Source organism: Bradyrhizobium sp. USDA 3650 (genome assembly GCF_054057395.1).
In genome coordinates, this window is the sequence record NZ_JBSRZG010000001.1 from 4,275,001 (window position 1) to 4,297,309 (window position 22,309).

Genomic DNA, 22,309 nt, shown 5'->3' on the forward strand with positions numbered 1-22,309 from the left:
GAACGACGGAGGTTACGATGATCGACCATATGGGCTTCCCGGTCTCCGACTATGAGCGCGCCAAGACGTTCTACGCCAAGGCATTGGCCCCGCTCGGCTACGGCCTGATCATGGAAGTTACGCAGGAGCAGACCGGACACGATCCGGCCGCCGGCTTCGGCGCCGACGGCAAGCCGGATTTCTGGATCGGCGGCGAGGGCGCGCTGAACAAGCCGGTGCATGTCGCGATCCTGGCAAAGGACCGCGCCGCGGTGGATGCGTTCTACAAGGCGGCGATTGCGGCAGGCGGGCGCGACAACGGGCCGCCGGGCATCCGGGCGCATTACCATCCGACCTATTACGGCGCCTTCGTGCTCGACCCTGATGGCCACAACATCGAGGCGGTTTGCCACGCGCCAGAATAGATAAGTTCCATTTTCCGGCCGGAACCTCGTTCCGCGCGCGCCGTTGTCGTCCCTTGCAAGAAGGAGCACGACATGGCCAACGACAATGCCCGCGATATCGATCGCGTATGGGATCTGATGAAGACGATCGGATTCGCGATGCTGGTGACGCGCGATGGCGACAAGCTCCGCGCGCGGCCGATGAGCGCATATCTCGATCGCAACGCGGACACGATATATTTCCTCACCGACGCGCGGCGTCACAAGGACGAGGAGATCGCGCGCAATCCGTCCATCAACCTGTCGTTCGCGGATGCGGGCAGCCAGAAATACGTGTCGCTGACGGGCACCGCTGTCGTTTCCAATGACCGCGCGAAGATCAAGGAGCTGTTCTCGACGCCGGCCAAGGCGTGGTGGGATTCTGCGGAGGATCCCAACATCCGCGTGCTCAAGGTCACGCCCGACGATGCCGAGTTCTGGGACTCGCCCGGCACCGTGATCTCCTATGTGAAGATGGCAGCCGCGGCGGTGACGAACACGCGGCCCGATCTCGGCGACAACCGCAAGGTCTCGATGTAATGCCGATCGAGCCGCCCGAGATTCCACCTTCGACACCGGGCACGCCCACCGAGCCGCCGCCGGGGATTCCGCCGGGCAATCCGCAGCCTGAAATCGCCCCGCCAGTGCGCGAGCCCGGCTCGCCTGCGCCGCCCGACGAATTGCCGGGCCGCATGCCCGAAGAGATTCCATCACGCGGACCGAACGGACCGCTCACGCCGAATCCCGCGACGGACGCAAGTCCGCCGCGGGATCTCGCATGAGGCGACGCATCACATCCAAGGCAATTGCAACCTGCGTCTGAATGCGCAATGAACGTCACCATAGTGAGGTGATTTGCGTGCAGAAATAAATCGGGCCGCGTGCGCTTCGTCCGCCACAATCCGGCCTAACGCGTAGCTGTTCATCCCAACACTTCGTCAAAGAACCTTCCGGGGAAGTTCACCATCATGACTAATCTTCGTTTCGTGCTGCTTGCCACCACGGCTCTGACCGCGATGCAATTCGCAAGCTCCGCATCGCATGCGCAAGGCGCGCCGCCGCTCGTCGTCGCGCAGGCGCAGCCACAAGAGACCGGCCCTGACGGAAAACCGAAGCAGCCGCCGAAGGGACCGCCAGCGGCCGCGCCGCCTGCGGCGCCCGCGCGCCCGGCCGCACCGCCGCCCGCAGCTGCACCGCCCCATCCGCCCGCGGCACCTCCGCCGGCTGCCGCACCGCCGCGCCCCGTAGCTCCGCCGCCGCCTCCGCCGCCACCTGCGGCCCGCCCGGCACCGCCACCGCCACCGCCACCGCCTGCGGCCCCGAAGCCGCCGTCGCCGCCCCCGGCTGCGGCTCCGCAACAGCATGCGCCGCCTCCTGCACCGCCCGCGGCACGCCCGGCTCCCACGCCCCCGGCACCGCCGCCCGCCGCGGCACCGCAGCAGCACGCACCCACACCTCCGCCTCCGACGCCGCCCGCGGCTCGTCCGGCTCCCGCACCTCCTGCTCCGCAGCAGCACGCACCGACACCTCCGCCGCCTCCTGCGGCCGGTCCTTCGGGACGGCCTGCGCCTGCGCCGACAGCAACGCCTCCGGCATCTGCTGCTCCCGCAGCGCGCCCGGCAACGCCTGCTGCCCCGACCGCCACGCCTGCTCCGACAGCAACACCTGCGCCGACCGCAACGCCGGCTCCGGGCAGCACACCAGGCACGCCGCCGACTGGACGCCCCGGTGCGCCGCCCCCCGGCGGACGTCCTGGCGCACCCCCGGCTGCAGGATCAGCGACACCTGCTCCGGGCGCCACGCCCGCGCCGACGGCCACCCCGACCCCCGGTGGCGCTCCGACGCCCCCGCCCGGACGTCCCGGTGCGGGACCCACGCCCGCTCCTGGCGCGACCCCGGCTCCAGCCGCGACGCCAACCCCAGGCCAGCAGGGAGGAACGCCTCCTGCTGGCGCGCCCGCTGCCGGAACTCCGCCGACCCAGCCGCAGGCAGGCGCCCCGCCCCGGCCGCCGGCTCCCCCCGCCGGCGCCGCGGCACCGAGCACCGTCTCGGGCTCCGCGGCCGCAACGCCTCCGCCCAACAGGGCGCAATACGCGCCGCCGACGGTTGCACCGGCTTTCCGAACCGCGCCGAGGATCGCAGCACCGCTGCCGCCAGCACCGCGTCCGCCGCAGCGTGACCTCACGCCGCTCGCGATCGGTGCAGGCGTGGTGGCCGGCGCCGTGATCGGAGCCACCATCGCCGACCTCCACAATCAGCGGCGCGAATCCGTCGAAGGCGGTCGCACCGTCTACACCGAGCCGGACCGCATCATCATCCGCGATCCGGGCGGGCAGGCCTACGTCCGCGGCAACGATCTCTATCGCTTCCGCTATGGCGCCCGCGACATCCGCACCGAGACTGTCGGCGCGGATACCCGCACCGTGGTGATCCGTCCCGACGGCAGCGAGATCATCACGACGGTCGGTCCGGACGGTCGATTGCTGCGACGCATCCGCAGGGATCCCCGCGGGCGCGAGCTCATCATCATCGACAACAGCTACCGCGATCCGCAGTCGGTCGGCGGCTTCTATGTCGACGCGCCGCCGCCGGTCGTGAACATTCCCTACGACCGCTATATCGTCGACGCCCAGGAGGCGTCGCCGGACGTGATCTACCAGACCATGCAGGCACCGCCGGTGCAGCGGATCGATCGACGTTATACGCTCGACGAAATCCGCTACAGCCCCAATGTTCGGATGCAGATGCCGAGCGTCGACGTCAACTCGATCACCTTCGAGACGGGTTCGTGGACGATCCCCCAGGATCAGGCGGCCAAGCTGCAAGTGATCGCCGACGGTCTCAATCAGGCGATCCAAGCCAACCCGCGCGCGGTGTTCCTGATCGAGGGACACACTGACGCGGTCGGCAACGACGTCGACAATTTGTCATTGTCGGACCGTCGTGCGCAGTCCGCAGCCGAATTGCTGACCCAGCAATTCGGCGTGCCGTCTGAGAACCTGACGTCGCAGGGCTACGGCGAGCAGTACCTGAAGGAGCAGACGCAAGGACCGAGCGCGATCAACCGGCGCGTGACCGTCCGCAACATCACGCCGCTGCTCAACGGCGGCCAGGCCTCGCTGCCGCCGCCCCCGCCCGGCACCGCGCCGCCGCGCTGAGGCGAAGCACAAATGCAAAATGGCCGGGAGCAATCCCGGCCATTTTTGTTTTGTTTCGTAGCCCGGATGGAGCGAAGCGCAATCCGGGTTCTATCGGCTTGGTCGAAAGTCCCGGATTTCGCTTCGCTCCATCCGGGCTACGAGCGCGTCAGCCCTTGTCGTTCTCCAGCCGGAAGATCTGCGAGCCTTCGCTGCCCGAGAGCAGGCCCGTGTCGCTGTAGAGCTTCAGCTTGGCGCGGGTATCGTTGATGTCGAGGTTGCGCATGGTGAGCTGACCGATGCGATCGGCCGGTGTGAACGCCGCGTCCTCGACCTTCTCCATGCTGAGCCGCTCCGGCGCATAGGTGAGGTTCGGGCTCTCGGTGTTGAGGATCGAATAATCGTTGCCCCGGCGCAGCTCGAGCGAGACCTCGCCAGTGACGGCGCGGGCGACCCAGCGCTGCGCGGTCTCGCGCAACATCAGGGCCTGCGAATCGAACCAGCGGCCCTGATAGAGCAGGCGACCGAGACGCATGCCGCTGATGCGGTATTGTTCGATGGTGTCCTCGTTGTGGATGCCGGTGACGAGGCGCTCATAGGCGATGTGCAGCAGCGCCATGCCGGGCGCTTCATAGATGCCGCGGCTCTTGGCTTCGATGATGCGGTTCTCGATCTGATCGCTCATGCCGAGGCCGTGGCGGCCGCCGATCGCGTTGGCTTCGAGGAACAGCGCGACGGGATCGGAGAAGGTCTGACCGTTCAGCGCGACCGGCTGGCCTTCCTCGAAACGCACCACGACCTTCTCGGCCTTGACGTTGCAGTCGTCACGCCAGAACGGCACGCCCATGATCGGGTTGACGATCTTGATGCCGCTGTCGAGACTTTCGAGATCCTTGGCCTCGTGCGTCGCGCCGAGCAGATTGCTGTCGGTCGAATAGGCCTTCTCGGCGCTCATCTTGTAGGCAAAACCCTGCGCGGTCATGAACGCCGACATCTCGGCGCGGCCGCCGAGCTCGTCGATGAACTGCTGATCGAGCCAGGGCTTGTAGATGCGCAGGCCCGGATTGGTCAGCAGGCCGTAACGATAGAAGCGCTCGATGTCGTTGCCCTTGAAGGTCGAGCCGTCGCCCCAGATGTTGACGCCGTCCTCCTTCATCGCCGCGACCAGCATCGTGCCGGTGACGGCGCGCCCCAATGGCGTGGTGTTGAAATAGGTGATGCCGCCGGTGGAGATATGGAAGGCGCCGGACTGGATCGCGGCGATACCTTCATGGACGAGCTGCGTGCGGCAATCGACCAGCAGCGCTTTCTCCGCGCCGAACTCCATCGCCTTGCGTGGGATCTCGTTGTAATCGGCTTCGTCGGGCTGGCCAAGATTGGCGGTATAGGCGTAGCAGCGCGCGCCCTTCTGCTTCATCCAGAGCAGCGCCGCCGACGTGTCGAGGCCGCCCGAAAACGCGATGCCGACTTTCTCGCCCTTGGGCAGGCTTTTCAGGATCGTGGTCATGGGGCTTCCAATCGGTCTCGAAGGGCGGGTGTCGTTTCACGGGTTGACCGCGCGAATATCAAATTTCGCGGGGCTCGGCACCCCTTTAATGGCTCAAACCGACGGCTCGGGGCCCGCCTTGCGGCTGAACAGGCGCTGGCGAAGCCGGTAGGCGGGCATGTTCAGCCGGGTCAGGGCGGCATCGACCGCCTCGTCCGAAAACCGGGTCCGCGGCCAGCGGTAGATCAGCGCGTAGGCAAACCAGATCACGACGAAGGTGACGAGGCCGGCGATCGACACGTCGGTGAAGAAGTGGCCGCCAAAGGCCATCCGCAGCCCGCTGGTCACGAGGCCGAACACCACGGCTCCGGCATAAGCGAGCGGCCGCCACGGCGGCGGTGCCAGTGCGGCCGGCGCCAGCGTCCAGAACGCGGTCGCGCCCTCGCCCGAGAAGAACGAGCAGTTGCGCGCGCAGCCGCCGCGCGGATCCCACCACGGCACGAATTGCTGGTCGCCGGCAAACTGCGTCACCACCACCGGGCGCGGTCGGCCCCAATAGGACTTGAAGGCGAGATTGGTAAGGATGCCGGCTGACAGAATGATCGTGACCAGAAGGAAGACGATCGCGCGCCCGGATACCATCAGTGGCCGGTCTGGCCTGACCATCTTGACCACGAGCGCGACCAGCGTAGGCAGCACGAACGCCCAGGCGACCCACATCGCGGCATCCCGCGCGAAGCCGGCCCAATCGTTCAGCTTGAGCGGAAACGACTTCGTCGCGGGGTCGAAGAACAGCGCGGCGAGCTTGAGATCAAGCTCGGGATAGAGGCCGAAAACGACGCCGATCACGAGCCAGAGCGCCAGGGCGATGAAGAGTCCAGTCCGGTTCATGGCGCGCGGTTTAGCCGAGTGGGAAGGGGATGAAAACCCCGTGGCAAGTCAGAAACTCACCGCACGTCCGGTCTTGAATTCGACGGCAGCGGCGGAGGCGGTTTGCGCGGCAGCGGCGGATTGCGCCAGGCGCCGGCGTTGCGGCCGGCGATCAGCCAGTAGACGACACCGGCGACGATGCCCGCGCCGGTCATGATCTCGAGATGGCGGCGCACGATGCCTTCGAATTGCAGCGTGTCGGAATGAAACGGGACTAAGCCGAGATAGCAGGCGAGCCCTACGACGCCGCCGCCCACGGCATAGGCGAGCGCGCTGCGGATGTAGAGCGCCTCGGTGATCGCGACGATCACCGCCGCCGGCACCAGCGCAAAGCCGGAGACGAAGATGAAGCCGAACCCGAGCACGATATCGATCGTGCCCTGATCGACGGGACCGGCGCCGAGATCGGCGAATTCCGGAAACAACAGCGCGACGACGACGATCATGCCGCCGATGAAGCAGGCGGCGAGAAAGCCGATGAAGATGACGATGAGGCGGCCGATCAGGGACATCACACCACCCTCGCCGTCATTGCGAGCGTAGCGAAGCAATCCAGTCTGCCTCTGCGGAAAGACTCTGGATTGCTTCGCTGCGCTCGCAATGACGAGGATGCGAGAGCATTTGCGCGCATCAACTCAATCCGTCATCGCCATGGCGCGCAGCGTCTGGCGTTCACGGGCCGAGAGCTTTTCCGTCTCCGACTTGAGCTGGCCACAGGCGGCGAGGATGTCGCGGCCGCGCGGGGTGCGCACCGGCGAGGAATAGCCGGCGTTGAAGACGTATTCGGAGAATTTTTCGATCTGGTCCCAGTCCGAGCACTCATAGGCGGTGCCGGGCCAGGGGTTGAACGGGATCAGGTTGATCTTGGCGTGAATGCCCTTGAGCATCTTCACCAGCAGCTTGGCGTCGTCGAGCGAGTCGTTGACGCCCTTGAGCATCACATATTCGAAGGTGATGCGGCGCGCGTTCGAGGCGCCGGGATAATCGCGGCAGGCCTGCAGCAATTCCTTGATCGGATATTTGCGGTTGAGCGGCACCAGCTCGTTACGCAGCTCGTCGCGCACCGCATGCAGCGAGATCGCGAGCATCACGCCGATCTCCTCGCCCGCGCGCACGATGTTCGGCACCACACCCGAGGTCGACAGCGTGATGCGGCGGCGGGAGATGCCGATGCCTTCGTTGTCGCCGACGACGAGCAGCGCGTCGCGCACCGCGTCGAAATTGTAGAGCGGCTCGCCCATGCCCATCATCACGATATTGGTGACGCGACGCGTACCGTCTTCGCGATCGGCCCAGTCGTTCAGACGATCCCGCGCGACCATCACCTGTCCGACGATCTCGCCGGCGGTGAGGTTGCGCACCAGGCGCTGCGTGCCGGTGTGACAGAACGAGCAGTTCAGCGTGCAGCCGACCTGCGAGGAGACACACAGCGTGCCGCGATCGGTTTCCGGGATGTAGACGCACTCGACTTCATGCGCCCGCTCGACATTGTCGCCGCTCGGCAGCCGCAGCAGCCATTTGCGTGTGCCGTCGTTGGAGATCTGCTCGGCCACGACTTCGGGCCGGTCGACGGTGAAATGTTGCGCGAGCTCGGCGCGAATGCCCTTCGAGACCGACGTCATCTCTTCGAAATTCTGGGCGCCACGGAAATACATCCAGTGCCACAGCTGCTGCACACGCATCTTGCGCTGCGCCGGTGCAACGCCGATCTCGCCGAGGCGATCGGCAAGCTCGGTGCGCGACAGGCCGATCAGCGAGGGCCTCGCCGGCGGCACATAGGTTTCGAGCGGAGTCTTCTCCACCAGCGTTGCGTTGTGCGGCTCGGTCATCGGTTGCCTGAGATTGCTGCTGTCTCGTCATGCCCGGGCTTGTCCCGGGCATCCACGTTCTTTTCCGTCCGTAGCCAGCGCGTGGATGGCCGGGATATCTGGACTAAGACGCGCTTCGCGCTCTAGCCCGGCCATGACGTCTGTACCTTTGGAACCGCCCCTATATAGCAACCGGAACCGCCGATTGCGACCTTATCGACCGCAGGCTTAACGCCTGCAATCCTGGGAGATCCGGTCAAGCGCCTGGGCAAGGCCCTTCAGCGAGAAGGTGTCGGTCGTCTCGGTCCCCTTGGACGAGATGCCCTTGACCACGAGATCGGCGGATTTGCGCATGGTCTCGACCATCCGCTCTTCCTCGGCCGCGTTCTTGATCCAGAGACCGTCGCCCTGCGAGTACATGGCGAACGCGGCGCCGCCGACCTCGACCGAGGATTCAGAGCCCGGCTTCAGCGCGTAGCCGATCATGACCGAGACTTCGTTGTTGACCTTCTCCGCCGGGCGGGTGGAGACGAAGGCATAGGCAGGATCGCGCGGCCGATTCGGCGGGTTGGTCTTCGACGACGACGGCTTGGCCAGCGCGAAGCAGACCTTTTTGCCATTGGGCGCAGCCGAATAGGCGCCCCAGGTGCCGAACTGACCGATCAGGGTCGGCTCGGCGCCGCCCGCAACCGCCGCGTGAGGGGCCGTCGGTTTGCTCTCGGGCTTGGCAACCGTCTTTCCAGTCGTATTGGCCACCGGCGCGGCCGGTTTCGGTGCAGCCTCTTTCGGTGCAGCCTTGGGCGCAGGTTGCGCCGTCTGCGCCCGCGCGGAATCGATGATCCCACAGGCCGCCACGCCCGTCATCAAAGCTAAAATCAGCACCCGCCACATGCTGGAGTGGTTCCCTCAATATTGTGACTGGAAGATGGCCCGGTCGCGCATTGTCCCCGCGGCAGGGATAGCCGGGAAAGTCCAATTTGGGAAGGCAGTTAGCGAAGCTCGCGGCGACTAGGCCCTGGATCGCGCCGCACGCTGCTCCGCCCATTGCGCGTCGGTCCAGCGCAACAAATCCTCGGCGCCGGAGCTGCGCAAATGCGCGCCACCGTCGATCACCACCATCTCGCCGTTGATGTAGCCGGCACGGTCGGAGACCAGGAAGCTGGCGAGGTCGGCAAGCTCGCCGTGCTCGCCGGCGCGTCCCATCGGGTTGCGCGCGGCCCATCCTTCGTCGCGACCCTCGGGGCGGAGCTGGCCCGAGGCGCCGGCGGTCGGGAATGGTCCGGGCGCGATCGCGACGGTGCGGATGCCCTTCGGGCCCCATTCCACGGCGAGACTTTTGGTCATCGCCAGCACCGCGGACTTCGCCATCGCCGAGGGAACGGTGAAGGCGCGACCGGTGATGGTCGAGGTCGAGAGAATTGAGAGAACGACACCGCCATGCTTACCGTCGATCCAGCGCTTGCCGGCGGCAAGCGTGCAATACATCGCACCGTGCAGCGTCGGTGCGAGGATCGCATCCGCGGCGCGGAATGAGAGATGCTCGCTCTGCGCAATGAAAGTCGCAGCCGCGTTGTTGACGAGAATATCGAGCGGCGCCTCGCGCCAGATGGCGTCCATCATGCTCTCGACGGCGGTGCCGTCGCGGATATCACAGGCGATCGTCGTGACCTTGCCGCCGGTCTCTTCGCGCATCTCGCTCGCCGCTGCCTCGAGCCGATCGAGCTTGCGGCCGCAGATCACGAGCTCGGCACCGAGCGTGAGGAAGCGGCGCCCCATCGCGGCGCCAAGGCCCGAACCGCCACCGGTGACGAGGATGCGCTTGTCCTTGAGCAGGCCTGTTTCAAACATGGTTTGAATCCTCCCTTTTCTTCTTCCGTCATTGCGAGCGAAGCGAAGCAATCCAGGCTATTTCCGCGGCACGGATTCTGGATTGCTTCGCTGCGCTCGCAATGACGAGGATAGGGCCGAATGCAATTTCAGACAAAGAAACCGGATTGTGGGACCGCGCCAAATCCGGCAGAACCAGCCCAACTATAATTCTGCCTCGAAACGCCAAGTGCTCTCAAGAAGGTGCCGCCATGAAAGCCATCCTCTGCTCGCAATATTGCCAGCCCGACGATCTCGTTCTGGCCGACGTGCCGGATCCGGTGGCGGGTCCCGGCGAAGCCGTGATCGCGATCAAGGCTGCGGCGTTGAATTTTTTCGACATCCTGATGATCCAGGGCAAGTACCAGATCAAGCCGCCGTTTCCGTTCTCGCCGGCCGCCGAAGTGGCTGGAGTGATCGAGAGCATCGGCCCCGGCGTGACCGATCTGAAGGTCGGCGATCGCGTCGTCGCCTCCTGCGGCCACAATGGCGCGCGCGAAAAGATCGCGCTGCCGGCGGCATCGATCGTGAAGATCCCCGACAATCTCGATTATGACCGCGCGGCCGGCATCATCATCATCTACGGCACCGCGCTGCATGCGCTGGAAGATCGCGCGAGCCCGAAGCCGGGCGAGACGCTCGCGGTGCTCGGCGCCGCCGGCGGCACCGGACTTGCCGCGTGCGAGCTCGGCAAGCTGATGGGCCTGAAGGTGATCGCCTGCGCCTCGTCGGACGAGAAGCTCGAATTCGCGAAGGCGCACGGCGCAGAACTCACGCTCAATTACGGCAAGGAAGATTTGAAGGAAGGCTTGCGAAAGCTCACCGGCGGCAAGGGCGTCGACATCATCTTCGATCCCGTGGGCGGCACCTATGCCGAGCAGGCACTGCGCTCGATTGCCTGGGAAGGCCGCTTCCTCGTGATCGGCTTTGCCGCCGGCGACATTCCGAAGATGCCGCTGAATCTCGCGCTGCTGAAGGGCTGCGATATCCGCGGCGTGTTCTGGGGCGCCTGGACCCGTCTCAACCCGGAAAAGAACCGCGCCAATCTCGAGAAGCTCGTGAAGTGGACAGCGGAAGGAAAGATCTCCTCGCATGTCGACCGCGTCTTCCCGCTGGCGCAGACGGCGGATGCGCTGAAGGTGCTGGCGGGACGTCAGGCCATGGGCAAGGTGATTTTGCGTCCGTGAGGGTGTCGGCGCGTAGAGTGTCGCGACATCGTCACCACACATTCAGCTGTCGTCGCCCGGCTTGACCGGGCGACCCAGTACTCCGTCACGAGTGTTGTTGAATCGATGTACTGGATTCCCCGCCTTCGCGGGGAATGACAGCGGAGGATGCAGCGACAGCTACTGCGCGGCTTCCGCCTCACCCTCATCCACCCCGCGCTTCAGCGCGGCGCGGGCGGCTTCGCGATGCTCGTTCGTGATGTGGCTGGCGACCATGCGGATCGCAGTGGCGAGCACGGCGGCGTCATCGGTGAAGCCGATGATCGGCATCACGTCGGGAACGAAGTCGAACGGCAGGATGAAATAGGCGATCGCCCCGAGCAGCGAGGCCTGGACATGGCGCGGCGTCTGCCGGTCGAAGGCGCAGTAATAGGCGGCGAGCAGGTCTTCGGCGAACGGCAGATGCGCGGCGACACGCTTCAGCTTGCGCCAGAAGCGGCGCCGAACGCTCTCACGATCTTCCGCGAGCCGGTCGGCCGGCTCGAAACCGACGCTGTGTTCGGCAGCCATGTTCGACAAACTCCCCGTTCCAGCCAAGGGCGGCATCGGGGGTGGCAGATCGCCGCATCCCGTGCTGATCCCAAGATGGGGACTCGGCCGGTCCCCGCAAGGCGTCAGCCTGGTGTCAGCTTGGCGATGGCGTTCATCGCCCTGGCGAGCTCGATGTCGAGCGCGGTGACGCCGCCGGCGTCATGGGTCGACAGCACCACCTCCACCGTCTTGTAGACATTGCGCCATTCGGGGTGGTGGTCCATCTTCTCAGCGACCAGCGCCGCGCGGGTCATGAAGCCGAACGCCTCGTTGAAATCCTTGAAGACAAAGGTTTTCCCGATCGCGTCGCGTCCTTGAACCTCGGTCCAGCCAGACAGTCCGCCCAGCGCCTGCCTGCGCGCCTCCGCCGAGAGCCGTTCTGCCATCGTCGCCTCCGTCCTTTCAGGGGAACTTTACCCTAACACCGCACTGACGCCCCGGGTTCATACGGGATTAGACCCCATCCGCTAACCATGACGGAGATGTAACCCTGCCGGACAAGAAATTTGCTACACTTGCGGGCGTAAATCGCCGGCCAAGATGAAACTGAGCCTCAAGCGACTGTTCGGGAGATCGATGACCGGGGGATTGGACCTGGCCGAAGCGCCCACCCCGCCCTCGCCGCGATCATCGGCGCGGAAGACGGCGCTCGTGACTCTCGCACTGGTGCTCGCGATCGTTGGCGCGCTCGCCGGCGGCTACTATTTTGCCATGCGGCCGGTGACGCTGAAGATCGCGGTCGGCCCCGCCAACAGCGATGACGTCAAGGTCGTGCAGGCACTGACCCAGGCCTTCGCGCAGCACAAGAGCTCCGTGCGGTTGCGGCCGATCCAGACCGACGGCGCCACCGCCAGCGCCAATCTGCTCGCGGAAGGCAAGGCCGACCTCGCCATCGTGCGCGGCGATCTCGACGTGCCGAAAAACGCGCAAGCCGTTGCGACCCTGCGCAAGAATGTCGTGGTGTTGTGGTCCATACCCGTCAAAGGCAAGAAGAAGGGCGCGAAGATCACCAAGATCGCGCAGCTCGCCGGACATCGGGTCGGCGTGGTTGGCCGCACCCAGGCCAACGTCAATTTGCTCAAGGTGATCCTGCAGCAATACGGTGTCGATCCCGCCAAGGTCGAGATCGTGCAATTCCCGGCCAATGAAGTTGCCGAGGCGATCAAGTCCCAGAAGGTCGATGCCTATCTCGCGGCCGGTCCCGTCAACAGCAAGATCACTGCGGACGCGATCGCCACTTCCGCCAAGGAGTTCGGCACGCCGACTTTCCTTGCGATCGATTCCGCCGATGCGATCGCGCAAAATCATCCGGTCTATGAAGCGGCCGAGATTCCCGCGGGCACTTACGGCGGCTCGCCGGATCGTCCCGATGACGAGGTCAAGACCATCAGCTTCTCGCACCACATCGTGGCGCGCAAGGCTGTGTCCGAAACCACCATCGCGGCGTTCACGCGCCAGCTGTTCGCCGTGCGCCAGCAATTGGTGACGGAATTCCCGCTGGCGGCGAAGATTGAAACGCCCGACACCGACAAGGATGCGGTAATTCCCGTGCATCCTGGCGCCGCCGCTTTCGTCGACGGCGAAGAAAAGACCTTCCTCGACAAATACAGCGATTACATCTGGTGGACCCTGATGGCGCTCTCCGCCATGGGGTCGATCGGCGCCTGGTTTGCAGGCTATTTGAAGAAGGACGAACGCGACAACAACAGCCATCTGCGCGAGCGGCTGCTCGACATGATTACCGCCGCTCGAAAGAGCGAAACGACCGAAGATCTCGACCAGATGCAGACCGAGGCCGACGAGATCCTGCGCGACACGCTGCGCTGCTACGACCACGGCGCGATCGAGGAAGGTGCGCTGACCGCCTTCAACATCGCGCTCGACCAGTTCCATGCGGCGGTTGCCGACCGCAAGGCGGTGCTGTTCAGCCTGCCGCAGAACCTGCAGCGCGCCGGTGCCCAATTCCGGGCCGCCGGCAACGCGTAAGCGCTTGCGCGCGTAATCGCTGCGTCACATTGTCTCAATATAGCGTCAAGCTTCACCGTGGCGGCCGCCCAGGGCGATCGCTTCACGCGATATCGAGACCGCCTTCATGAACATCAAATTCTCCCGCCGCCGTTTCCTCACGACCAGTGCCGGCGCGCTCGGCGCGGTCGCAATGCCCCATCTCTCCCGCGCGGCCGACCGGCCGGCGGTGACCCACGGCGTGCAGTCGGGCGACGTCACCGTCGACGGCGGCGTGGTCTGGGCGCGCACCGACCGGCCCGCGCAGATGCTGGTCGAGGTGGCGACGACGGAGTCGTTCAGGGATGCCCGTGCGCTGCCGCCAATCGCGGCGCTGCCCGAGAGCGACTTCACCGCGAAGATGCTGATCGAAAACCTGCCTAGCGGACAGGACATCTTTTATCGCGTCCGCTTCCGCGATCTTTCGCACACCGCGGTGGCGGGCGAGCCGGTAACCGGCCGCTTCCGCACCGCGCCCGCCGACCGCCGCGACGTCAGCTTCGTTTGGGGCGGCGATGTCGCAGGACAAGGCTGGGGCATCAATCCCGATGACGGCGGCATGTTCACCTTCTCGGCGATGCGCAAGCACCGTCCGGATTTCTTCCTGCACTCCGGCGACACCATCTATGCCGACGGCCCTATCCAGCCCGAGGTGAAGCTCGCGGACGGCAAGATTTGGAAGAACGTCACGATCCCCGAGAAGGCCAAGGTCGCCGAGACGCTGGACGAGTACCGCGCCGCGCACAAATACAATTTCACTGACGACAATCTTCGCGCCTTCAATGCCGAAGTGCCGATCTTCGTGCAGTGGGACGACCATGAGGTGACCAACAACTGGTCGCTTTCGAAGGAGCTGCCGGCGACCTACAAGGAGCGCGACATCGCGCTGCTTGCGGCCCGCGCAGGCCGTGCCTTCCACGAGATGTATCCGATGCGCGAAAGCATCGTCGAGCCCGGCCGCGTCTATCGCCAGATCTCCTATGGTCCCCATCTCGACGTGTTCGTGCTCGACGAGCGCAGCTATCGCGGCCCGAACGGCCCCAACCTCGAAACCGCTTACGGCCCGGCCAGCTATTTCCTCGGCCCGGACCAGATCGCCTGGCTCAAGCGCGGCCTGTTGAATTCGCGCGCGACCTGGAAGGTGATCGCCTCCGACATGCCGCTCAGCCTCGTCGTGTCAGATACGGCAAAGGGTGGATCGGAAGCCATTGCGCAGGGCGACGGCCCGGTGCGCGGCCGCGAGTTCGAGATCGCCGATATCCTGCGTTTCATCAACATGGCGCCGATCAGCAACACCGTGTGGCTGACGGCGGACGTGCATTACGCCGCCGCGCACTATTATGATCCGAACAAGGCCCAATTCCAGGATTTCGAGCCGTTCTGGGAGTTCGTGTCGGGCCCGCTTCACGCCGGCACATTCGGTCCGAACGCGCTCGACAATACGTTTGGGCCGGAGGTGCGTTTCGTCAAGGCGCCGGGGAAAGACAACCAGAACCTGCCGCCGTCCGCCGGCATGCAGTTTTTCGGTCACGTCAAGATCGACGGCGCTTCCGGCCAGATGACGGTGACCTTGCGCGACCGCGCCGACGTCGCGCTGTGGTCAACCACGCTCGATCCGAAACAGGCCTGACGCCGTATCGCTAGTCCGCCGCGCGTAGCTGGAGCGCCGCCTCCAGCGCGTCGCTCGAACACGGCTTCTGCAGTCGCGGCTGGCCGGCGAATTCCGGCGGGATGCGCGCGTCAGCGCCGTAGCCGGTGACGAAGACGAACGGAATTTTCAGGACCGCGAGCCGTTCGGCGACCGCAAAGCTGTTCTCGCGACTCAAGCCGACGTCGAGCAAGGCGAATTCGGGGGCGCGCGCCGCGATGACGGCCAGCGCCTGCGCCACTGAACCTACGGTGCGGACGCTCTTCACGCCAAATCCGAGCAGGCGATCCTCGAAGTCGATCGCGATGATCGGATCGTCCTCGACGATGAGGACATCGGCGGGACAGTTTGAACCATCGGAAACAGCGGGTGCCATCATCGTAACTTGCAGCATGGGGTTCTCTGACTGGGATACCGGTCACGACGCCTGCACCCGGCGCGGAGGGTTCCCGGAACGAAACCACCACATCACAGTTGTCAGGTCTGTCTACTTGTGCACACAGGACCTCGTCGGAACTCGCTAATGTGGAGGCGGATGGGAGTTTGAGATGGACGCACGGACCAGCAACGCCACCGAGATCGACAGCCGGCCGACCAACAATCTGCTGCGGCGCTTGAGCGCGGCCGACTTCGCCCTGCTTGCGCCACATGTCATGCTCGAAAGCGCCGCGGCGAATGAATTGCTCTACAACCCCGGCGACGACGTCCAGGTGGTCCACTTTCCCTGCGGACCATCGCTTGCAACCTTCCTCGTTCCAAATGAGGACGGCCGCGATGTCGAGACCATCCTGGTCGGCCGCGAAGGCGCGGTGGGCGGCATCGTCAGCGAGGGTTATCTGCCGGCCTATACCCGGATCTGCGTGAAATTCGGCGGGCCGTTTGCGCGAATTCACGTCGGCAAGCTGGAGGCTGCCAAGCAGCGCTCGTCCTCGTTGCGCCATGTCTTCGCTCGTTACGCCGACTGCATGCTGGCGCAGATCTTCCAGTCCACCGCCTGCAACGCCATTCACTCGATCGAGCAGCGCACCGCCAAATGGATGCTGGCGGCGATGGAGCGGACCGGCGACGAGAGCAGCGTGCCGCTGACGCACGAACAGCTCGCGACGCTGCTCGGCGTCGGCCGCAGCTATGCCAGCCGCGTGCTCCAGTCGTTCAAGGCGGAAGGCGTGCTCGACACGCGGCGCGGATCGATCCTGGTCCGCAACCGCGAGGGCCTGCGCCTGCGCGCCTGCCTGTGCAACGAGGCCGTGAAGTTGCACTTCGAGGAGGTGCTGCGCGGCGTCTATCCGACCGAAGAGCGGCAAGCCGGCTAGCCGCCTGCCTCGCTCCTCTTCGGGGATAAGAAGCGGCCGCACTATCCCGCCGGGCGGGAACCTGGGCTAATGTCCCCGCATGAGCGGGGCTTTCCTTCACACTCTCTTCGACATCGCAGCGTGGCTGGTGGCGGCAGTCGCCCTCTACTGGCTGTCGCGACAGGGATTGCGGTTTCCGGCGCAATCATTCGAGCGGTCCTACCTCGCCGCTTTGGTGTTCGGTGCGGGCCTCGGCGCCTATCTGTTCGGCTCCGCCAATCTGTGGCTGTCGGGCCAGAGCGGCATCGCGCGCTCCGTGGAAGGTGCACTTGCCGGCGGCATCGCGGCGATCGAGCTCTACAAATGGTCCGCAGGGATCGCGGTACGAACCGGCGCCCGTTTTGCGCTGCCGCTGGCGATCGGCATCGCGATCGGCCGGCTCGGCTGCTATTTCGCGGGCCTCGACGATTTCACCTACGGCACGCCGACGGCATGGCTCTGGGGCCATGATTTCGGCGACGGCATCCTTCGGCATCCCGTGCAGCTCTACGAAAGCGCCGCGATGGGCGTCTTCGCGCTGCTCTACGTGCTGGCGGTCTTGAACCGGAGCGCGTTTGTGATCACCAATGGTTTCTACCTCGTCCTCGTCTACTATGGCGCACAGCGCTTCCTGTGGGAATTCCTCAAGCCCTACGGCACGCTGATCGGCCCCTTCACGCTGTTTCACCTGCTGTCGCTGTCCATCCTGCTCTACGCCGTCGTCATGCTGGCGACGGCGCCCAAAGCGAGACCCATGCATGAACGCGCCGTTGCGTAAGTCACGCCCCTATATTTTCTGGGGCCAGACCCAATCTCTCTGCGAGACCTGCCTGAAGCTGGTGCCCGCCAAGATCCAGATCCTCGACAACGAGGTCTGGTACGAGAAGCGCTGCAAGGAGCATGGCGTCCAATCCACGCTTGTGTCGACGGACGCAGCCTATTGGCGCCTGTGCAAGGATTTCATCAAGCCCGGCGACCGGCCGCTGGCCTTTCAACGGCACACCGAATTCGGCTGCCCCTACGATTGCGGCCTGTGCCCCGACCACGAGCAACATTCCTGCCTGGCGCTGATCGAGATCACCGAGCATTGCAATCTGACCTGCCCGGTGTGCTTTGCCGATTCCTCGCCGGCGCGGACCAGCTTCACGCCGCTGGCCAAGATCGAGCGAATGCTGGACGCGCTGGTCGCGAGCGAGGGCGAGCCTGACCTGGTGCAGATCTCCGGCGGCGAGCCGACGCTGCATCCGGACTTCTTCGCGATCCTCGATGCGGTGCGCGCCCGCCCGATCCGCCATGTCATGATCAACACAAACGGCCTGCGTATCGCCCGCGAAAAGGATTTCGTGGCGCGGCTCGCCGAGAACAAGCGCGGGCTCGAGGTCTATCTCCAGTTCGACTCGCTCGAACGCGACGCGTTGATCAATCTGCGCGGCGCGGATTTGCGCAAGATTCGCCAGCAGGCGCTGGAAAATCTCGAGCATTACGGCGTGTCGACCACGCTGGTCGCGACCATCAAGCGCGGCGTCAACGATGCCGAGATCGGCGACATCGTTCGCCACGCTCTGACCTGGAAATGCGTGCGCGGCGTCACGCTGCAGCCGGTGCAGGATGCCGGCCGCAACGAGAATTTCGACAAGAACACCGACCGCATCATGCTGTCGGAGATCCGCAAGCGCGTGGTCGAAACCGGCGTGTTCGGCGACAAGGACATGATCCCGCTGCCCTGCAACCCCGAAAGCATCTCGATCGGTTACGGCCTGCGCAACGGCGAGAAAGTGCTGCCGCTGACCTCGCTGATCCCACAGGAGCAGCTCGTCGCATTGTTGCCCAATACGATAAGCCCGGAGAAGCATCCGGCGCTGAGGGAGAAATTCATCGATCTGTTTTCGCTGTCCTCGGGACCGCTGAACACCAGCGAGCGCGTCTGCGAATTGCTGTGCTGCCTGCCGAGCTTCGAGGTGCCGCAGGGAATCACGTACGAGAACGTATTCCGCGTCACCATCGTGCAGTTTCTCGACCGCTTCAATTTCTGCGTCGGCAACGTCAAGCGCAGCTGCATCCATTTCGTCACGGAGAACGGCGCGATCATCCCGTTCGACACCTACAATCTGTTCTACCGGAACGGAAAGATCGACGGCATCCGTGCCGAACTGGCGGCGCAGTCAACCGAAGGAGCCCTGCAGGCATGAGCATCAGCGACACGCCGCCGCCAGCCCCGCCGGGACCGCCTCCTGCTCCGCCGAACAAGCGCAGCGGCTGCTTGACCGCGCTCATGGCGATCTTCGGGATCATCCTTCTGCTGCCCGGCGCCTGTGCACTCCTGTTCGGCGGAATATCGATATCCGACAGAGGCCGGATCGATTCCGACGTCGCGCCCCTGGTGTTCCTGGGCCTGGTCGTGGGGCTGGGCGGGGTCGCCCTGATCTGGGCCGCCATCAAGGGCCGGCGCGGCTGAGCCGGGCTTTTCGCCTAACCCCCGGGAATCCCCGGACAAAATTCAGTCAACCAACGGCCAAAGAACACATTGTTTTTTGGCCGTTTTTGCCTATATTGCGCCGCAACGCGTAGGGTGCCCGGTCGATATGCCGGGCTTTCCCTTTTGGGCGGAAAGCGCCCCGTTTCCAGTCTTCAAGCGTTGTTTCGAGAAGAGGTCCCGGTCTGACCGGCGAGATCGCGCTTAACCCATTGTCCGACCGCAAAGAAGCCCACTCATGAACCTTCGCAACATCGCCATCATCGCCCACGTCGACCACGGCAAGACGACCCTGGTCGACCGCCTCCTCCAGCAATCCGGCACCTATCGCGAGAACCAGAAGGTGACGGAGCGCGCCATGGACTCCAACGATCTGGAGCGCGAGCGCGGCATCACCATTCTGGCCAAAGCGGCCTCGGTGCAGTGGAAGGACACTCGCATCAACATCGTCGACACCCCCGGCCACGCCGATTTCGGCGGTGAGGTCGAGCGCATCCTCAACATGGTGGACGGCGCGCTGGTGCTGGTCGACGCCGCCGAAGGCCCGCTGCCGCAGACCAAATTCGTGGTCTCCAAGGCGCTCAAGGTCGGTTTGAAGCCGATCGTCGTGATCAACAAGGTTGACCGTCCCGACGCGCGGGCGACCGAAGTCATCAACGAGGTGTTCGACCTGTTCGCGGCGCTCGATGCCAGCGAGGAGCAGCTCGACTTCCCGATCCTCTACGGCTCGGCCAAGCAGGGCTGGATGGCCGAGAGCCCGGACGGGTCGCACGAAGCCGGCATGCAGCCGCTGTTCGACCTGATCGTGCGCCATGTCGCGCCGCCGACCGTCGAGGAGGGCCCGTTCCGCATGATCGGCACCATTCTCGAAGCCAACCCCTATCTCGGCCGCATCATCACCGGCCGTATCTCTTCCGGTTCGATCAAGCCGAACCAGGCCGTGAAGGTGCTGGGCGCCGACGGCAAGACCATCGAGACCGGCCGCATCACCAAGATCCTCGCCTTCCGCGGCATCGAGCGCACCCCGCTTGACGAAGCCGAGGCAGGCGACATCGTCGCGATCGCCGGCCTGACCAAGGGCACCGTCGCCGACACCTTCTGCGATCCGTCGGTCGACACCCCGCTGGTGGCGCAGCCGATCGACCCGCCGACCGTGTCGATGTCCTTCATCGTCAACAACTCGCCGCTCGCCGGCACCGAAGGCGACAAGGTGACCAGCCGCATGATCCGCGACCGCCTGTTGCGCGAGTCCGAAGGAAACGTCGCGCTGCGCGTGGTCGAAGCCTCGGACAAGGACGCGATGGAAGTCTCGGGCCGCGGCGAATTGCAGCTCGCGATCCTGATCGAGACCATGCGCCGCGAAGGCTTCGAGCTTTCGGTGTCGCGTCCGCGCGTCGTGCTGCAGAAGGACGAGGCCACCGGCGCAACCCTGGAGCCGATCGAGGAAGTCGTCATCGACGTCGACGAGGAGCATTCCGGCGTCGTCGTGCAGAAGATGAGCGAGCGCAAATCCGAGCTGATCGAGATGAAGCCGTCCGGCGGCAACCGTTTGCGCCTGGTGTTCTACGCGCCGACACGCGGCCTGATCGGCTACCAGGGCGAGCTGCTCACCGACACGCGTGGCACCGCGATCATGAACCGTCTGTTCCACGGCTACGCGCCGTACAAGGGCGAGATCCAGGGCCGCCGCAACGGCGTGCTGATCTCCAACGACCAAGGCGAAGCGGTGGCTTACGCCATGTTCAAGCTGGAAGATCGCGGCCCGATGATGATCGAGCCGGGCTGGAAGGTCTACAAGGGCATGATCGTCGGCGAGCATACCCGCGACAACGACCTCGAGATCAACGTGCTCAAGGGCAAGCAGCTCACCAACATCCGAACCACGTCGAAGGACGAAGCGGTGCGCCTGACCCCGCCGATCCGCATGACCCTGGAAAAGGCGCTGGCCTATATCGAGGACGACGAGCTGGTCGAGATCACGCCGAAGTCGATCCGCCTGCGCAAGCGGCACCTCGACCCGAACGAGCGCAAGCGCGCGGAAAAGTCCAAGGAAGCGGTGGCTTAAGGCCACTCGGACACACGACGAATGCGTCATGGCCGGGCTTGTCCCGGCCATTGACGTCTTCGATACTGGTGTCAATGACGTGGATGCCCGGGACAAGCCCGGGCATGACGATGAAATTGACCGCTATGTCCCTGCCCTCCTCCGTCGACGTCGCGATCATCGGTGCGGGCGCCGCCGGCCTCGGCGCGGCGCATGCGCTGGCAGGATCCGGCCTCTCCGTGATCGTGCTCGAGGCGCGCGACCGGCTCGGGGGGCGGGCCTGGACGGTGCAGGCCTCGCCCGAAGTCACCTTCGACGTCGGCTGCGGCTGGCTGCATTCGGCGGACAACAACTCCTTTGTCGCGATTGCGAAACAGCTCGGTTTCGAGGTCAACAAGGACCTGCCGCCCTGGCGCGAGCGCGCCTATGGCAACGCGTTTCCGAAAGCCGAGCGCGACGATTTCATGCACGCGATGGACGCCTTCTATCAGCGGCTGTGGAAGACCGCCCAGAAGGGCCAGGATGTCCCCGCGAGCTTGAGCCTGGAGCCCGGCAATCGCTGGAACGCCATGATCGACGCGATCTCGACCTACATCAACGGTTGCGAACTGAAGGACATGTCGACGCTGGACTGGGACGCCTATGAGGACAGTGACCTCAACTGGCGCGTTCGCCGCGGCTACGGCGCTCTGATCGCGGCCTATGGCGCGCCCTGCCCGGTGGCGCTGAACTGCAGCGTCACGCTGATCGATCATTCGAACAAGCGCATCCGCATCGAGACATCGCAGGGTACGCTGATCGCGGACAAGGTGATCGTCACCGTGCCGACCAACCTCATCGCCAATGAGGCGATCCGGTTCTCGCCACCTCTCCCCGCCAAGGTCGATGCCGCAGCCGGCCTGCCGCTCGGGGTCGACGACAAGGTGACGCTGGCGCTCGACGGTGCCGAAGCCTTCCCCAAAGAAGGGAATTTGCGCGGCGCCACCATGCGCACCGACATGGGCACCTATCATATCCGCCCGTTCGGCCAGCCCTGCATCGAAGGCTTTTTCGGCGGCAGCTTTGCGCGCGAGCTGGAGGACGCCGGCGAAGGCGCTCTTGCCGCGCAAAGCATCGACGAGATCGCAGGCTTGCTCGGCAACGACATCAGGCGAAAGCTGAAGCCGCTCTGCGAGTCGCGCTGGGCGCATGACCCTTTCGCGAGAGGCTCCTATTCGCACGCGCTGCCGGGCCACGCCGGTGATCGCGCCGTGCTGGCGGCACCGGTCGATGGGCGGCTGTTCTTTGCGGGAGAGGCGACGTCGCCGAACTTTTTCTCCACGGCGCATGGCGCGAGGGACTCAGGGGAGCGGACGGCGAGGGAAGTGCTGGGAGTTCTGGGCAAACCGTAACCGCACGCTCGT

General features: G+C 65.0%; 22 protein-coding genes. 13 read left to right on the plus strand and 9 right to left on the minus strand.

All coding sequences use genetic code 11. The features are described 5' to 3' along the window. The first annotated feature begins 17 nt into the window (after positions 1-17). The 4 genes from ACVIN2_RS19890 to ACVIN2_RS19905 all read left to right on the plus strand — a co-directional run bounded on the left by ACVIN2_RS19890 (position 18) and on the right by ACVIN2_RS19905 (position 3,580). Complete coding sequence (locus tag ACVIN2_RS19890) at positions 18-404, plus strand: VOC family protein (RefSeq protein ID WP_456766838.1); 387 nt, start codon at positions 18-20, stop codon at positions 402-404. 72 nt (positions 405-476) lie between these two features. Beyond that, a complete protein-coding gene (locus ACVIN2_RS19895; RefSeq protein ID WP_456766839.1) occupies positions 477-962 on the plus strand; it encodes a pyridoxamine 5'-phosphate oxidase family protein in 486 nt (161 codons plus the stop codon). Continuing rightward, the gene (locus ACVIN2_RS19900) at positions 962-1,204 is read left to right on the plus strand and encodes a hypothetical protein (protein ID WP_456766840.1); all 243 of its coding nucleotides are present in this window, start codon (positions 962-964) and stop codon (positions 1,202-1,204) included. The genes ACVIN2_RS19895 and ACVIN2_RS19900 overlap by 1 nt, the downstream gene beginning before the upstream one ends. A gap of 186 nt (positions 1,205-1,390) precedes the next feature. Further along, positions 1,391-3,580 carry an OmpA family protein gene (locus ACVIN2_RS19905; RefSeq protein WP_456766841.1) on the plus strand — a complete coding sequence of 730 codons (2,190 nt, stop codon included), beginning with the start codon at positions 1,391-1,393 and terminating at the stop codon, positions 3,578-3,580. 148 nt (positions 3,581-3,728) lie between these two features. Here ACVIN2_RS19905 and argG read toward each other — a convergent pair whose 3' ends face one another. The 6 genes from argG to ACVIN2_RS19935 form a co-directional block, all read right to left on the minus strand. Continuing rightward, complete coding sequence (argG, locus tag ACVIN2_RS19910; RefSeq protein ID WP_007598765.1) at positions 3,729-5,066, minus strand: argininosuccinate synthase; 1,338 nt, start codon at positions 5,064-5,066, stop codon at positions 3,729-3,731. Between the two features lie 93 nt (positions 5,067-5,159). Continuing rightward, positions 5,160-5,936, minus strand: a complete 777-nt coding sequence (locus ACVIN2_RS19915; protein ID WP_456766842.1) for a phosphatase PAP2 family protein — start codon at positions 5,934-5,936, stop codon at positions 5,160-5,162. A gap of 56 nt (positions 5,937-5,992) precedes the next feature. Further along, positions 5,993-6,487, minus strand: a complete 495-nt coding sequence (locus ACVIN2_RS19920; RefSeq protein ID WP_027514939.1) for a hypothetical protein — start codon at positions 6,485-6,487, stop codon at positions 5,993-5,995. Between the two features lie 123 nt (positions 6,488-6,610). After that, positions 6,611-7,804, minus strand: a complete 1,194-nt coding sequence (gene rlmN / locus ACVIN2_RS19925) for a 23S rRNA (adenine(2503)-C(2))-methyltransferase RlmN (RefSeq protein ID WP_456766843.1) — start codon at positions 7,802-7,804, stop codon at positions 6,611-6,613. 207 nt (positions 7,805-8,011) lie between these two features. Then, positions 8,012-8,674: an invasion associated locus B family protein gene (locus tag ACVIN2_RS19930; RefSeq protein ID WP_456766844.1), complete on the minus strand. Its 663-nt coding sequence runs from the start codon at positions 8,672-8,674 to the stop codon at positions 8,012-8,014. Between the two features lie 117 nt (positions 8,675-8,791). Further along, positions 8,792-9,631: an SDR family oxidoreductase gene (locus ACVIN2_RS19935; protein WP_456766845.1), complete on the minus strand. Its 840-nt coding sequence runs from the start codon at positions 9,629-9,631 to the stop codon at positions 8,792-8,794. Between the two features lie 230 nt (positions 9,632-9,861). Between ACVIN2_RS19935 and ACVIN2_RS19940 the strand changes: the two genes are divergently transcribed. Next, positions 9,862-10,836, plus strand: coding sequence for an NADPH:quinone oxidoreductase family protein (locus ACVIN2_RS19940; RefSeq protein WP_027566338.1), 975 nt, complete (start codon positions 9,862-9,864; stop codon positions 10,834-10,836). 159 nt (positions 10,837-10,995) lie between these two features. Here the strand turns inward: ACVIN2_RS19940 and ACVIN2_RS19945 are convergent, their stop codons facing one another. Beyond that, a complete protein-coding gene (locus ACVIN2_RS19945) occupies positions 10,996-11,385 on the minus strand; it encodes a YkvA family protein (protein ID WP_456766846.1) in 390 nt (129 codons plus the stop codon). Positions 11,386-11,489: 104 nt separating this feature from the next. Further along, complete coding sequence (locus ACVIN2_RS19950; protein ID WP_456766847.1) at positions 11,490-11,792, minus strand: 4a-hydroxytetrahydrobiopterin dehydratase; 303 nt, start codon at positions 11,790-11,792, stop codon at positions 11,490-11,492. Positions 11,793-11,946: 154 nt separating this feature from the next. On the opposite strand from ACVIN2_RS19950, the gene ACVIN2_RS19955 reads away from it, so the two are divergent. Together ACVIN2_RS19955 and ACVIN2_RS19960 are read left to right on the plus strand one after the other, a co-directional pair. Then, positions 11,947-13,392, plus strand: a complete 1,446-nt coding sequence (locus ACVIN2_RS19955; protein ID WP_456766848.1) for a TAXI family TRAP transporter solute-binding subunit — start codon at positions 11,947-11,949, stop codon at positions 13,390-13,392. Positions 13,393-13,498: 106 nt separating this feature from the next. Next, positions 13,499-15,040, plus strand: coding sequence for an alkaline phosphatase D family protein (locus tag ACVIN2_RS19960; RefSeq protein ID WP_456766849.1), 1,542 nt, complete (start codon positions 13,499-13,501; stop codon positions 15,038-15,040). Positions 15,041-15,050: 10 nt separating this feature from the next. On the opposite strand, the gene ACVIN2_RS19965 is transcribed toward ACVIN2_RS19960, so the two are convergent. Next, on the minus strand, positions 15,051-15,452 hold the full coding sequence (locus tag ACVIN2_RS19965; protein ID WP_456766850.1) for a response regulator: 402 nt from the start codon (positions 15,450-15,452) through the stop codon (positions 15,051-15,053). Positions 15,453-15,606: 154 nt separating this feature from the next. Between ACVIN2_RS19965 and ACVIN2_RS19970 the strand changes: the two genes are divergently transcribed. The 6 genes from ACVIN2_RS19970 to ACVIN2_RS19995 all read left to right on the plus strand — a co-directional run bounded on the left by ACVIN2_RS19970 (position 15,607) and on the right by ACVIN2_RS19995 (position 22,297). Beyond that, positions 15,607-16,371 (plus strand): Crp/Fnr family transcriptional regulator, encoded by a 765-nt coding sequence (locus ACVIN2_RS19970; protein ID WP_456766851.1) that lies wholly within the window; start codon positions 15,607-15,609, stop codon positions 16,369-16,371. Between the two features lie 79 nt (positions 16,372-16,450). Beyond that, positions 16,451-17,167: a prolipoprotein diacylglyceryl transferase family protein gene (locus tag ACVIN2_RS19975; RefSeq protein WP_456766852.1), complete on the plus strand. Its 717-nt coding sequence runs from the start codon at positions 16,451-16,453 to the stop codon at positions 17,165-17,167. Then, positions 17,148-18,578: a radical SAM protein gene (locus tag ACVIN2_RS19980; RefSeq protein WP_456766853.1), complete on the plus strand. Its 1,431-nt coding sequence runs from the start codon at positions 17,148-17,150 to the stop codon at positions 18,576-18,578. The genes ACVIN2_RS19975 and ACVIN2_RS19980 overlap by 20 nt, the downstream gene beginning before the upstream one ends. Next, positions 18,575-18,844 (plus strand): hypothetical protein, encoded by a 270-nt coding sequence (locus ACVIN2_RS19985; RefSeq protein ID WP_247357300.1) that lies wholly within the window; start codon positions 18,575-18,577, stop codon positions 18,842-18,844. Before ACVIN2_RS19980 ends, ACVIN2_RS19985 begins: the two co-directional genes overlap by 4 nt. Before the next feature lie 256 nt (positions 18,845-19,100). Then, positions 19,101-20,927 (plus strand): translational GTPase TypA, encoded by a 1,827-nt coding sequence (typA, locus tag ACVIN2_RS19990; RefSeq protein ID WP_007598731.1) that lies wholly within the window; start codon positions 19,101-19,103, stop codon positions 20,925-20,927. 125 nt (positions 20,928-21,052) lie between these two features. Then, positions 21,053-22,297 (plus strand): flavin monoamine oxidase family protein, encoded by a 1,245-nt coding sequence (locus ACVIN2_RS19995; RefSeq protein ID WP_456769764.1) that lies wholly within the window; start codon positions 21,053-21,055, stop codon positions 22,295-22,297. The last annotated feature ends 12 nt before the right edge of the window (positions 22,298-22,309 follow it).